Origin of the sequence: Pseudarthrobacter scleromae, assembly GCF_014644515.1 — a bacterium.
GTDB classification, from domain to species: Bacteria; Actinomycetota; Actinomycetes; order Actinomycetales; family Micrococcaceae; genus Arthrobacter; species Arthrobacter scleromae.
This window is the reverse complement of sequence record NZ_BMKV01000001.1, coordinates 868,659-881,877: the sequence shown is the minus strand read 5'-3', so window position 1 is coordinate 881,877 and position 13,219 is coordinate 868,659. Positions and strand designations below refer to the sequence as shown.

The 13,219-nt window shown below is 66.4% G+C and carries 11 protein-coding genes and 1 tRNA gene; 8 read left to right on the top strand and 4 right to left on the bottom strand.

Annotated features, from left to right (window positions below):
- The 6 genes from IEX33_RS04125 (at position 1) to IEX33_RS04100 (ending at position 5,251) form a co-directional block, all read left to right on the top strand.
- On the top strand, positions 1 to 873 hold the full coding sequence (locus IEX33_RS04125; protein ID WP_188727856.1) for an FAD:protein FMN transferase: 873 nt from the start codon (positions 1 to 3) through the stop codon (positions 871 to 873).
- On the top strand, positions 870 to 2,414 hold the full coding sequence (locus IEX33_RS04120; protein ID WP_188727854.1) for a ferredoxin--NADP reductase: 1,545 nt from the start codon (positions 870 to 872) through the stop codon (positions 2,412 to 2,414). Before IEX33_RS04125 ends, IEX33_RS04120 begins: the two co-directional genes overlap by 4 nt.
- 114 nt (positions 2,415 to 2,528) lie before the next feature.
- Positions 2,529 to 2,604 (top strand) — tRNA-Arg (locus IEX33_RS04115).
- 369 nt (positions 2,605 to 2,973) lie between these two features.
- On the top strand, positions 2,974 to 3,669 hold the full coding sequence (locus IEX33_RS04110) for a hypothetical protein (protein ID WP_229675216.1): 696 nt from the start codon (positions 2,974 to 2,976) through the stop codon (positions 3,667 to 3,669).
- Between the two features lie 135 nt (positions 3,670 to 3,804).
- Complete coding sequence (locus tag IEX33_RS04105) at positions 3,805 to 4,857, top strand: M4 family metallopeptidase (protein ID WP_188727851.1); 1,053 nt, start codon at positions 3,805 to 3,807, stop codon at positions 4,855 to 4,857.
- A gap of 61 nt (positions 4,858 to 4,918) precedes the next feature.
- Positions 4,919 to 5,251 (top strand): protealysin inhibitor emfourin, encoded by a 333-nt coding sequence (locus tag IEX33_RS04100; RefSeq protein WP_188727849.1) that lies wholly within the window; start codon positions 4,919 to 4,921, stop codon positions 5,249 to 5,251.
- 56 nt (positions 5,252 to 5,307) lie between these two features.
- On the opposite strand, the gene IEX33_RS04095 is transcribed toward IEX33_RS04100, so the two are convergent.
- Positions 5,308 to 6,276, bottom strand: coding sequence for a GlxA family transcriptional regulator (locus IEX33_RS04095; protein WP_188727848.1), 969 nt, complete (start codon positions 6,274 to 6,276; stop codon positions 5,308 to 5,310).
- An 81-nt stretch (positions 6,277 to 6,357) separates the two neighbouring features.
- On the opposite strand from IEX33_RS04095, the gene IEX33_RS04090 reads away from it, so the two are divergent.
- Positions 6,358 to 6,525: a hypothetical protein gene (locus IEX33_RS04090; protein WP_181038013.1), complete on the top strand. Its 168-nt coding sequence runs from the start codon at positions 6,358 to 6,360 to the stop codon at positions 6,523 to 6,525.
- A 91-nt stretch (positions 6,526 to 6,616) separates the two neighbouring features.
- Entirely contained in the window at positions 6,617 to 10,612 is a 3,996-nt protein-coding gene (hrpA, locus tag IEX33_RS04085) for an ATP-dependent RNA helicase HrpA (protein ID WP_188727846.1), read from the top strand.
- Between the two features lie 57 nt (positions 10,613 to 10,669).
- On the opposite strand, the gene IEX33_RS04080 is transcribed toward hrpA, so the two are convergent.
- From IEX33_RS04080 to IEX33_RS04070, 3 genes are read right to left on the bottom strand one after another with little or no spacing between them, the layout of a single operon-like run.
- Complete coding sequence (locus IEX33_RS04080) at positions 10,670 to 11,095, bottom strand: HIT family protein (protein WP_104184935.1); 426 nt, start codon at positions 11,093 to 11,095, stop codon at positions 10,670 to 10,672.
- Positions 11,092 to 12,255: an NAD(P)-dependent alcohol dehydrogenase gene (locus IEX33_RS04075; protein ID WP_188727843.1), complete on the bottom strand. Its 1,164-nt coding sequence runs from the start codon at positions 12,253 to 12,255 to the stop codon at positions 11,092 to 11,094. The genes IEX33_RS04080 and IEX33_RS04075 overlap by 4 nt, the downstream gene beginning before the upstream one ends.
- Positions 12,252 to 13,148, bottom strand: a complete 897-nt coding sequence (locus IEX33_RS04070; protein WP_188727842.1) for a sulfurtransferase — start codon at positions 13,146 to 13,148, stop codon at positions 12,252 to 12,254. Before IEX33_RS04070 ends, IEX33_RS04075 begins: the two co-directional genes overlap by 4 nt.
- Positions 13,149 to 13,219: the final 71 nt, after the last annotated feature.

Sequence of the window (13,219 nt, the reverse complement as noted above, 5' to 3'; positions counted from 1 at the left end):
GTGCCGGGCGGCGGCTGGGAGGAGTTTGCGTTTGAGGGGATCGGCACGCACTGGGAGATATCCTCGCCCCGGCCCCTAGGTCCCCTCCTCCGGGCGCGCCTGCTCGGCCTGGTGGAGCGGTTCGACGCCGATTGGTCCCGGTTCAGGGCGGATTCCCGCGTCAGTGCCATGGCAAGGGAACCCGGAAAGTATGACTTTGCCGCGGAGGCTGGTGCGTTGGGGCAGCTGTACCGGGTTCTCTATGAGGCCACCGGCGGGGCCATGACTCCGCTCATCGGCCCAAGCCTGGAGCGACTGGGGTACGGCGCCGGCTACTCCCTTCGCCCCTCCGGCTCCGCACTGCCGGCGCCGGCCTGGGACGATGTGCTGGAGTGGGCCGGCAGCACCCTCACCACCGCGGCTCCCGTTGTGCTGGATATCGGTGCTGCCGGCAAAGGGCTGCTGGTGGACCTGGTGGCTGCCGAACTGGAGGCGGGAGGCGTGGACGCGTTCATCGTTGATGCCAGCGGAGACCTGCTGGTGAAGGGGCCGGATCCCGTTCCGGTGGCACTGGAACATCCGTACAACCCAACACAGGCCATAGGTGTGGTGCAGCTGGAGGGCCGTGCGCTGTGCGCCTCCGCAGCCAACCGGCGCGCCTGGGGGGACGGCCTGCACCACATCCTGGACGGAAAGACCGGCCGGCCTGTCAGGACCGCCGTCGCGACGTGGGCGCTGGCTGACACCACGATGCTGGCCGATGCCCTGGCAACGGCCCTCTTCTTTGTCCCCGGCGCCGGACTCCAGCAGGCCTTCGATTTCTCCTGGCTGACCGTCTTCTCGGACGGAAGTGCAGCCCACTCCGCAGAGTTTGAAGGGACACTGTTCACATGAGCCCTGTTGAAACCCCGAAGGCGCCGCTGGGCGCCTCCCTGGGCGCGCGGCTGGACACCGCGCTGGGCCGGTTCACCATGTACCGGCTGGTCCTCCTTGTCCTTGCAGTCCTGGCTGTGTACAGCCTGGTGCTCAATGCCCTTGGGTGGCTGACGTTCGGTATTCCCGAAATGCTGGCGCACCTGGTGCTGTGCCTCGGCCTGACGTACGCGTCGAACAGGGCGCTGGCGCCACTGTTCCGGGTCCGGCCGCACTCCGAGTCCTCGCTCATCACCGGCCTGCTGCTGTACTTCCTGTTCTGGCCCTCGTTCGCCCCGCTGGACGTGACAGGCGTGGCGTTGGCCTGCGTGCTCGCGTCGGCATCAAAGTACGCGCTCGCCTGGCGCGGCCGCCACATCTTCAACGCCGCCGCGGCGGGAGCCTTCATGGCCGGGCTCACCGGGCTCAATATCGCAACCTGGTGGGCAGCCACCCCTGCCATGCTGTGGGTGCTGGTGCCCGGCGTCCTCCTGGTCCTGCACAGAACCCGGAAGTTCCTGATGGCCTCCGTGTTCCTTGCGGTGGCCACCGCCATCATCACCGCGGAACTGCTGCAGGCCGGCATGTCCGTTGGCATGGCGCTGTGGCAATCCCTGGCCCAGCGGCCGCTGCTGTTTTTTGTTGGCTTCATGCTCACCGAACCACTCACGCTGCCGCCTCGGAGGTGGCAGCAGCTGGCACTGGCTGCTGTTGTTGGCGTGGTGTTCGCCGTCCCCTACAACTTCGGTTTCCTGGCCAATTCTCCCGAGGCAGCGCTGCTGCTGGGCAATGTGATCGCGTTCCTGATGGGGCAGCGGGGCAGGGTGCTCCTCCGTTTCACCGGAACCAGGCCTTTGACGCCCAGCACCACCGAGTTCAGTTTCGAGCCGTCCCGGCCTGTCCGCTTTGTGCCTGGGCAATACATGGAGCTGGACCTTCCGCACGCAAAATCGGACGGAAAGGGACGACGCCGGGTGTTCAGCCTGACGGGTTCGCCCAGTGAACGCCTGGTCAAGTTCGGGGTGCGGACCGCGGAGCCCCTGTCCGCAGCCAAGAAGGTCCTCCTGTCGCTGAACCCGGGAGACGAGGTGACGGCCACGTCGGTTGGAGGGGATTTTGTCCTCCCCCGCGATCCGCGCAAGCCTGTCCTGCTGATTGCCGCCGGGATAGGCGTCACGCCCTATCTTTCGCACGTGTCCTCCGGAGGGTTGCGGGAGCGGGATACAGTGCTGCTCCTGCTGGCCAGGAGCGCGGACGAGGTTGCCTATGCGGATGAGTTGCGGGCGGCCGGCATCCGCGTCCTGGTCCGCGTGGCGGATGGTTCCGTGCCGCCGTCGGGGTTGGCCAGCGCGTCCTGGGAAGGCACGCGGGTGGACGGCGAGGCCATCCGTGCCCTGGTCCCCGACGTCGCCGGCCGGGAGGTGTACGTCTCGGGATCCCCTGCGAGCGTTGCGTCACTGCGGCGGGCCGCCAAACAGGCCGGGGCGGCAAAAGTCCACGTTGACTCGTTCTCCGGCTACTGACTTTTCACCGCTTGGAGGCGCCTGGGGCAGTGCGGCCGCGCCGATTTTCCCTTGCGGGCCACCTTACTGCTAAGCTCTAGGACGTCCCGCCGGCAACGGCAGGAACCCCGGATTGCCCTCGTAGCTCAGGGGATAGAGCGTCTGCCTCCGGAGCAGAAGGTCGTAGGTTCGAATCCTATCGAGGGCACCAACGAGAACCACCAGAAATCACGGATTTCTGGTGGTTCTCTGCATTTCGGCGGGTGCTGCATTCAACCCGCACCCCAGGCCCGGGACTCCTCCCGTGGGAACTATTGGCCAGGGCTGTGAATTAAACCTTTCAGCAGTGCACCCCCTTTCCCCTCACCGGAGCACTGCCACCCAACGAAAGGCGCGTCATCGTAGGCCGAAACGCCGTGACAAGCACGAAAGTTCCCGGGCCGGCCCTGCCCCGGGAGCTGGCCAGTCCCACCCCCGATGTCCCGTTGCGGCATACCTGTGTGGTCCCATGCTGAGCCGCGACAGAACTCAAGGAGGCCGGCGCGGGCCGCTTCGACTGCTCCCGGGGTTTCTTCTTTTTGTGCTGTTCGCATCAGCGCTGGTACTCCTTGGGCCGGGCCTGCTCAGCGGTTTGCGGGGCGCCGGCGGTTCGCTGGTGTGGAACCCGGAGTGCATTGTGGAGACCCCTGACGGAAAGGTAGGGCTCAACCGTGAGGAGGCGCAACGGGCCACAACAGCCGTCGCACTCCTGGCCCGCGGTGTGGAGTCACCGGACACCTCCGGCATCGACGCGGCGGTGTTGCAGCAGCTGGCCGCCGGCCCACCCGGGGACGCCGGTCCTTCCCTGAGCTGCCGGGGCTCGGCCGCCTCGGGCCTGGTGGAACAGCAGCTGGGTGACACCGGCCTGACACCCCGTGCCGAGCGGCTGCGCGGAGCCGTGACCGAGGTGTTCGGCACTCAAAGCCTGGGCGGGTTCGCGCCAGGCGGCGTCGGCCAGGGACATGGAGCTGAATCCACGCACTACGACGGCCGGGCTGTCGATGTCTTCTTCCGCCCGGTGACCGGGGAGAACCGGCGTGCGGGGTGGATGCTGGCCCACTGGCTGGTCGCCCATGCCGACGAGCTGGACATCCAGTACGTGATTTTCGACGACCGCTTCTGGAGCGTGCACAGCTCCCGGGGGCTATGGCAGGAGTACCGCGCACCCGAGCCCCGCAACGAGATTCTGCGCCACCTCGACCACGTCCACGTGGATGTGCTGGCCGGAGGGTCCTGACCACGGTCCGGGAACGGGAAAGATTCAGTCTGGATTCTGTCTGGATTCGTACCGCAGACCAGGTGCGGCGTGAGCCTGCCAAGGATTGTCGGTGGCTCCTCGTAGTCTGAATTCATCAAGTTGAGGGGGTACGCCATGCACGGTCCGTTCTGTTCCATCGTCCCGCCCTACATGCTGAGGAGGCTGGCCAAACAGGATGCGCCGGAGTTTTCGTCGGCGGCCAGGGCAGCCAGGGAAGCTCTAGGCCATGTCGAATCGTTTCGTTCAGCGCGGGCCCAGCCCGTACCGGACGTTCCGGCAGGCGTCCGCCAGGCCAAGCCCGGACCACCGCACCGGACCGTCTTTGACGCAAACAGCGCGGAAATTCTCCCTGGCACGCTGGTGCGCAAGGAAGGCGAGGCACCTGTCGGCGACGCCGCGGCCGACGAAGCCTATGACGGGCTTGGCCACACGCACCGGCTCTACGCCGACGTGTTCGGACGGAACTCCATCGACGGACGGGGGCTGCCCCTGAACGCCACGGTCCATTTCGGCCAGCTTTACGACAACGCCTTTTGGGACGGGAAGCAGATGGTTTTCGGCGACGGGGACGGTGAAGTCTTTGAACGGTTCACAAAATCCCTGAGCGTCATCGGGCACGAACTCGCCCACGGCGTTACCCAGTTTTCAGCTGCGCTCGTGTACCGGAACCAGGCCGGTGCCCTCAACGAATCCATGTCCGATGTCTTCGGCGCGCTGGTGGAGCAGTACGTCAACAACCAGTCCGCCGCTGAGGCCAGCTGGCTTATTGGCGAGGGCATCTTCACGCCTGATGTGGAGGGCCGCGCCCTGCGCTCCCTGAAGGCCCCCGGAACGGCGTACGACGACGACGTTCTGGGCAAGGATCCCCAGCCGGACTCAATGGACACCTACGTGAGGACCAGCGCGGACAACGGCGGCGTCCACATCAATTCCGGCATCCCCAACCGTGCCTTCTACCTGGTAGCGGAGTCTCTTGGCGGAAACGCCTGGGGCTCCCCCGGGCGCATCTGGTATGAGGCGCTCACCGGCGGATCGCTTCCGCCTGCCGCCACCTTCAGGGTCTTTGCCCGCGCCACGGCTGCGTCTGCCATGGAACTCTTCGGTTCCGGGTCCCCCGAGCATGACGCCGTACAGCTGGCGTGGGAAACTGTGAAGGTCAAGCTTTAACGGACGCCCGGCCGGCGCTTTTCGGCCGTCCGGGCTGTAGGGGAAGCCCAAGGACCAGGCCATGAAGATCAGCGTTGAGCGCACCGGAGGAATCGCCGCCATACCTAGGGTGTGGACGGTGGAAGCCCGTTCCGAGACCGCTATCAACCAGTGGCAGCCCATTGTTGAAGCGTGCCCGTGGGATTCGGTGCCCAGGACACCACGGGCCGCTGCGGAGAAGTTCGCCGGGCAGCAGCCGGACAGGTTTATTTATGCCATTCGGGCGGGGCAGCACCGGGCTGCACTTCCGGAGCAGGCAGTCACCGGGCCATGGCGGGTCCTGGTGGACAGCACCCGGGAAGCGGCGGAGGCATCGCGCGCCCAGCGGCGGCAGGACGGGGCATCCTCCGGCTGAGTGGTGCGGAAAGCCGGGCTTCGGCCGGAGTCCGGACCGCTTGTGCCAGGCAGGAGCTACCCCACCCCGGCCAGCTGGCCGCGGAAGGCCCGGCGGTATGACTGCGGACTGGTGTCCAGGACCTTGGCGAAGTGGTGGCGCAACAGGACAGGGTGCCCGAAGCCTGACTCCCTGGCGATCTCGTCGATAGTGAGGTCAGTGGATTCAAGGAGCTCCTGGGCACGGAGAACACGCTGCGAGTTGAGCCAGGCGGCGGGGGTGGCTCCAGTTTCCGACCTGAACCGCCGTGCAAAGGTCCTCGGCGACATGTGGACCCGTGCCGCCAGTTCATTCACGGTGTGCTCGTGCTCCAGGTTTTCCACCATCCAGCGCAGCAGTTTTTCCATGGGGGCTGAACCGCAGGTGGGCATGGGCCGGTCGATAAACTGCGCCTGACCGCCATCGCGGTGCGGAGGAACCACCATGTCCCTGGCGATCGCGGCAGCCACGTGCGCCCCCAGTTCCACACGCACCAGGTGGAGGCAGGCATCGATCCCCGCGGCGGTGCCGGCGGAGGAGATGATGTTGCCGTCCTGGACATACAGCACGTTTTCGTCAACCTGCACGAGCGGATGTTCGGCGGCCAGCTGGCCCGAATAGTGCCAGTGGGTAGTGCAGCGGCGCCCGTCAAGCAAGCCGGCCCGGGCCAGGGCAAACGCTCCGGAGCAGATGGACATCACCCAGGCGCCCCTGGCATTCGCAGCGCGGAGCGCCTCCAGAACCGGTTCGGGCAGTTCGTCGTCCCGGCCGTAGGGGGCCATGATGACCAGGTCCGCATCCTTTGTGGCCTCGAGTCCGAGGCCCACGGCCATGGACAGCCCCGACTTCAACGGCACGTTTCCCGGGTAGGGGGTGCACACCCGGAAATCGAAAGCCGGAACCCCGCTGCCCCGGGCCGATCTGTCGATGCCGAAGACCTCACACGCAGTACCGAATTCGAACATCGAGAAATTGGGAACCACGATGACTGCCACTGATCTGAGCATGCATCCATTGTGGCAGGAATTTAAGCTTTTTGGGCATTTCTGCCACTTCTTTCCTGCTGCTGACAGGAGAAGCATGGAGGCATGGAACTCCTCATCACCGCCCTCCTCATCGTGATCCTCCTCGTTCTCGCCGCCACCGTTTCAGCGCTTCTGCGTGACGGAAGGGGACATACGCCTCCAGTGGAATCCCACGAAGCGTGGTCAGCCCTGGACCTTCCCAGCATCAACTACACGCTCCGCGTCTTCTAAGCCGGCAACACCTGCCTCCGGCCAGCAAGGGCCGCAACTGCAGGCAGTCGAAGCGGGATGCCCGGGCGCCCGCAGTAGACTGTCAGCAGACATGACACTTCACATCGCCTATCCCGCTGAGCTGCCGGTCTCCGAACGGCGCGAAGACCTGATGGCAGCCATCGCAGCACACCAGGTCACCATCATTGCCGGCGAGACCGGCTCCGGTAAGACCACCCAGATCCCCAAGATGTGCCTTGAGCTTGGGCTGGGCGAGAATGGCCTGATCGGCCATACTCAGCCCCGCCGGCTGGCCGCGCGCACCGTGGCTGAGCGCATCGCCGAGGAACTGGGTGTGGACATCGGCCAGGAAGTGGGCTTCCAGGTCCGCTTCACCGGGGAAGTCAGCCGCGCCACAAAGGTCAAGCTGATGACGGACGGCATCCTGCTGGCGGAAATCCAGCGGGACAAGCTGCTGCGCAAGTACAACGCCATCATCATCGATGAGGCCCACGAGCGCAGCCTGAACATCGACTTCATCCTGGGCTACTTGAAGCGGATCCTGCCGCAGCGGCCGGACCTCAAGGTGATCATCACCTCCGCCACCATCGACCCCCAACGGTTTGCCAACCATTTCGGCACAGCCGACCAACCCGCCCCCATTGTCGAGGTCTCCGGGCGGACCTACCCCGTGGAGATCCGCTACCGCCCGCTGTCGCAGCCGCCCGGTGGTGCTGGCCTCGATGATGAGAATGGTTCCGACGACGAACTCGAGGAAGACCGCGACCCGCTCGACGCCGTCTGCGACGCCGTCGACGAACTTGCCGCCGAAGCACCCGGTGACATCCTGGTCTTCTTTTCCGGCGAGCGCGAGATCCGGGATGCGGCCGACGCGCTGCAGGCCCGCATCCAGTCCAACCGCCGGCTGGCCGGAACGGAAGTCCTTCCGCTCTTCGCCCGCCTGAGCCTGCAGGAACAACACAAGGTGTTCCACCCGGGCAACAAGCGGCGGATCGTACTGGCCACCAACGTGGCCGAAACCTCGCTGACCGTGCCGGGCATCAAATACGTGATCGATACCGGAACCGCCCGCATCTCCAGGTACTCGCACCGCACCAAGGTCCAGCGCCTGCCCATCGAGCGCGTCTCGCAGGCGTCCGCCAACCAGCGTTCGGGGCGGTGCGGCCGCGTCTCGGACGGCATCGCCATCCGCCTTTACTCCGAGGAGGACTTCGAGTCCCGGCCCCTCTACACGGATCCGGAGATCCTGCGGACGAACCTGGCTGCCGTCATCCTGCAGATGACCGCCATGGGAGTGGCCCGCGGCCCCAAGGACGTCGAAAACTTCCCGTTCGTGGAACCACCGGAAACGCGGGCTATCAACGACGGCGTGACGCTGCTCCGGGAACTCGGCGCCCTCGCTGCCGCCCGGCCGCAGAACGGGACGGACGGGGCGAAAAGCGGCGGCGGGCTCACCGCCGTCGGGCAGAAGCTTGCCCAGCTGCCGGTGGATCCCCGGCTGGGCCGGATGATCGTGGAGGCGGGAAAACGCGGCTGCGTCCGCGAGGTGATGATCCTGGCCGCTGCCCTCACCATCCAGGACCCGCGCGAGCGTCCAACAGACAAGCAGCAACTCGCGGCGGAAAAGCACAACCGGTTCAAGGACGAGAACTCGGACTTTACCGGCTTCCTTAACCTCTGGAACTACATCCAGGAGAAGCAGCAGGAGCTCTCGTCGTCTGCCTTCCGCCGGATGTGCCGGGCCGAGTTCATCAATTACCTCCGGGTCCGGGAGTGGCAGGACCTGTTTGCCCAGTTGCGGCAACTGGCCCGGCCCCTCGGCATCAGCCTCGACAACAAGCGCCTTGCCGATCCCGTAGGCAACAACGAGGGCATCCACATCAGCCTTCTTTCCGGGCTCCTGAGCCACATCGGCATCCTTGACGAACGCAAGCGCGAGTATGCAGGTGCCCGGGGCAGCCGGTTCGCCATCTTCCCCGGCTCGGCCCTCTTCAAGAAGTCGCCCACGTTCGTGATGGCAGCGGAGCTGGTGGAGACCAGCCGCCTCTGGGCGAGGGTGGCTGCGAAGTTCGATCCTGTGTGGGCCGAACAGGTGGCGCCGGACCTGGTGAAGCGCAGCTACAGCGAACCGCACTGGTCCACCCGGCAGGGTGCGGTGATGGCCTACGAGAAGGTCACCCTTTACGGCGTGCCCATCATCGCCCAACGCAGGATCAACTACGGCAGGGTTGACCCCGTCGTCGCCCGGGAACTCTTCATCCGCCATGCTTTGGTGGAAGGCGACTGGAAAACCCACCACAAGTTCTTCCACCGCAACCGGGCGCTTCTGCATGAGGTGGAGGAGCTGGAGGCCAGGATGCGCCGCAGGGACCTCCTGGTGGATGACGAAACGCTGTTCGAGTTCTACGATGCGCGGATCGGACCTGACGTGGTGTCCGAGCGGCACTTCGACAAGTGGTGGAAGGAGGCGCGGCAGAAGAACCCGGACCTCCTGGATTACGATAAGTCGCTCCTCCTCAGCGATGACGCGGACGGCCTCGATGACTCCGCTTACCCCAAAACCTGGCTGCACAAGGGCTTCGAGCTTCCGCTGAGCTACGAGTTCCACCCGGTGGCTCCGGGGTCACCGCCCAATCCCTCCGACGGCGTTACCGCCGAGGTGCCGGTCCTGTTCCTCAACCAGCTGGACGACAAAGCCTTCCGCTGGCTGATCCCCGGGCAGCGCGTGGAGCTGGTGACAGCCCTGATCAAGTCGCTGCCCAAGCAGATCCGGAAGAACTTCGTTCCTGCCCCGGATGTGGCGCGCCAGGCAGTGGCAGTGCTGGAAGCCGACTTTGATCCGGCGGCCGATGACCTGGAGCCGTCCCTTGAGCTTGCCCTGCGCCGCATCCGCGGGCATATCGTCCCGCCTGGATCGTGGAACTGGGATGCCGTCCCGGCCCACCTGCGCGTGTCCTTCAAGGTGGTGGACAGCAGGGGCAAGGTCCTGGATGAGGGCAAGGACCTCGCAGCCTTGCAGGAGAAGCTGGCTCCGGCCACCCGGCGGGCCATTGCGGAATCCCTCGGCGCCACGCCCGCCTCAACGGCACCCGGCAGCGGCAAGTCCTCCGGCAACGGCAGGAAAGCGGCGCAGGCGTCCGGGACAGCGTTCGACGGCGGTTCCCCCGGAGCACGGCAGCCGGCCACAGTGCCGGGACCCGCAGATGCAGCCGGGTTCAGGGAGCAGGACGGCCTGGCGGAATGGAATTTCGGGACCCTTCAGCGGCAGGTGAGCAACTCAGTCAAGGGCCACACCGTCACGGGATATCCGGCGCTTGTGGACCAAGGAACGTCGGTGGCGCTCCGGGTGTTCCAGACGGCGGCAGAACAGGCGGAAGCGATGCGCGGGGGCGTCATCCGCCTGCTGGCCCTGCGCGTCCCTGCACCGGACCGCTACGTGCTGGAGCACTTGAGCAACACCGAGAAACTGACGTTCAGCCAGAACCCGCACGGCTCCGTCTCGGCCTTGATTGCCGACTGTGCGCTGGCTGCCATCGACAAGCTCACGCCCCAGGAACTGCCGTGGGACCGGGCGTCCTTTGACCGCCTGTATGAGGTGGTCCGGGCAGAACTGATCGATACGGTGTTCAGTGTGACGGCCGTGGTGGAGCGCATCCTTGCCAGCACCCGGCGGATCGAAAAGCAGCTGAAGGGGACCACCAGCCTGGCGCTGATTTCTGCCCTCAATGACGTCAAGAGCCAACTGGAGCAGCTGGTGTATCCGGGCTTTGTAGCACGGACGGGCTATGCACAGCTCAGCCAGCTCCCCAGGTACCTTTCCGCCATCGAAAAGCGGCTGGAACGCCTGCCGGGCAACGTCCAGCGGGATGCCCTCAACATGGCCGTGGTGCAGCGGCTCGAGGACGACTACGACGACGCCGTGTCTGCCCTGCTTCCGGGACGCAAGGCCGGACCTGAATTAACCCAGGTGCGCTGGATGCTCGAAGAACTCCGGGTGAGCCTGTTCGCCGTCGAGCTCGGAACAGCGTACTCGGTGTCCGAGAAGCGCATCCGTGCCGTGCTCAACAAAGCGCTGGCCCCGGCCTAGGAGTCCCTCCCCCTGTCGCGGCGCGGACCCGCAGCCGGGTCCACGCCGGACTGGAGGTCAGGCCGGGACGAACTCGCCGTATCCCGCAGCCCGAAGGCCCTGGCGGAGTTTCTCCGCATTGGCGTCCAGGACGTCCGGGTCCGGGTTCTGGTCCGCGGTGGCGAAGTTGAACTCCGCCATGCTCCGGGAAGGCCAGACGTGCACGTGGAGATGGTTGATCTCATAGCCGGCCACAATCAGGCCTGCCCGCGCCGCGTCGAAGACCTCCACCTGGACCGCGCCGATCCGGCGGGCCACTTCCATGACCTTGGCCAATGTCTCCGGGGATGCGTCGGTCCAGCGGTCCACTTCCTCGGTGGGGACCACCAGCGTGTGGCCGTCCGCGAGCGGCCCGGTGGTGAGGAAGGCAGCTACCTCCGGTTCCCGCCAGACAAAGCGTCCGGGGATTTCGCCGTTCAGGATCCTGGTAAACAGTGTGCTCATGCGTGTGCCTCCTTGGCGGGTGCGTGCAGGGTGCTGGTGTCCAGCACAAACCGGTATTTCACATCGCCTGCCACCATCCGGTCGTAGGCTTCGTTGAGCTGGTCGGCGCGGACCATCTCGATCTCCGCGGCCACTCCGTGCTCCGCGCAAAAATCCAGCATCTCCTGCGTTTCTGCAATGCCGCCGATGAGGGAGCCGGCGTAGGCGATCCGGCGCCGGATCAGTGCTCCCGGGTTGACGGGCGGCATCGGCTCCGAGGGGAGCCCCAGCTGGAAGAGTGCACCGTCAACGCGGAGTGTCCGGAAGTAGGGGTTGAGGTCGTGCGGAGCTGCCACGGTGTCGATGATGAGGTCGATGGTACGGTTGGCGGCGGCCATCGCGTCCCCGTCCCGGGACAGGACAACCTCGTCCGCGCCGAGCTCAAGGGCGGCCGCAACCTTGGCCTCCGACGTCGTGAACACCACCACCCTCGCTCCCATGGCCTTGGCAAGCTTGACGGCCATATGGCCCAGGCCGCCCAGCCCCACCACGCCCACAACATCGCCGTCTTCGACCTCGAAGTGCCGCAGCGGGGAAAAGGTCGTCACTCCCGCGCAGAGCAGTGGCGCAGCGGAGGCAGGGGCAAGGGATTCCGGCACCCGCAGGACGTAGCGCCGGTCCACCACGATGGACGAGGAGTAGCCGCCCTGGGTGACGGCGTCACCGTTCCGGCGGTCCACGGCACCGTAGGTGCCGGTCATGCCGTTTTCGCAGTACTGCTCAAGGCCGTCCAGGCAGCTTTCGCAGTGACGGCACGAATCGACGAGGCACCCCACGCCCACCCGGTCACCCACGGCGAAGTCCGCAACAGCGGAACCCACCCGGCTGACGGTGCCCACGATCTCGTGTCCGGGCACCAGCGGCCAGGTGCTGCCGCCCCACTCGCCGCGGGTGGCGTGCACATCCGAGTGGCACAGGCCGCAGAATTCGATGGCTATTTCGACGTCGTCGGCTTGGGGGGTGCGCCGGGCAAGGGTCAGCGGCACGAGTCCGCTGTCCGGTGACGTCGCGCCGTACGCGGCAGCGGGGCGGCCGCCGTCGACAGCAGTTGCTCCAGGAGTGGCAGCTTCCGGGGCGACTGGTTTGGCAAGGGGCGGAGGTACGGGGCGTCCTGGAGTCATAGTGCGACGCTACCCTTGCCCGGAGGCGTGGTGCCACCCGGCCATCCGCTGCCGCGGCCCGGTTCAGCCCCGGTGGCCACGGGCAGGGCCGGGTTGTTGGACCACTCCGAGAACGAGCCCGGATAAAGTGCAGCGGGGAATCCTGCGATTTCCAGGGCTGCGACTTCATGGGCGGCAGTAACTCCGGATCCGCAGTACACCGCCACCTGCACTCCGTCGCGGACGCCTATCGACTCGAAGCGGCGGCGCAGCGCGGCAGAGGCCAGGAACCGCCCGCTGCCGTCCACGTTTTCCGATGTCGGCGCACTGATGGCCCCGGGGATATGCCCGGCCCGCGGATCGATGGGCTCATACTCGCCGCGGTACCTCTCCCCCGCCCGTGCGTCGAGCAGGAGGCCCGCGTCCGGCCAGGCGGCCGCTGCGGCGGCATCGATGGCCGGCATCTTCCCGTTCATCAGATGCACACCGCCGGGGTCCGGAACAACGGGCCCCGCTTCGAGCGGAAGCCCCGCGGCACGCCAGGCGGCCAGGCCGCCGTCGAGCAGGTATACCTCCGCCAGCCCGGCGTTACGGAGCATCCACCACACCCGCGCCGCCGCCATGTTGCCGCTGTCATCGTAGGCCACCACGACGTCACCGTCGTTGATGCCCCAGCGCCGGGCGCCCGCTTCGAAATCCTCGGCCGCCGGCAGCGGGTGGCGGCCCCGTTCGGGAACCGCAGGGGCAGCAAGTTCTGTCTGCAGGTCCACAAACACGGCACCCGGCAGGTGCTCCTGCAGGTAGTGGCGGTAGCCGTGGGGATCGCCCAGCGCCCAACGCACATCCAGCAGTACCGTGCGCCGGTGATCCGCCAGGCGGGCCAGCAGACCGGCAACGTCCATCAGGGGGTTCACTGCACTCCTCCAGCGGTGGTTTGGCCAACGGATCCACTCTATCGGCAGCCCTTCCCGCCGCGGGTAGGCTG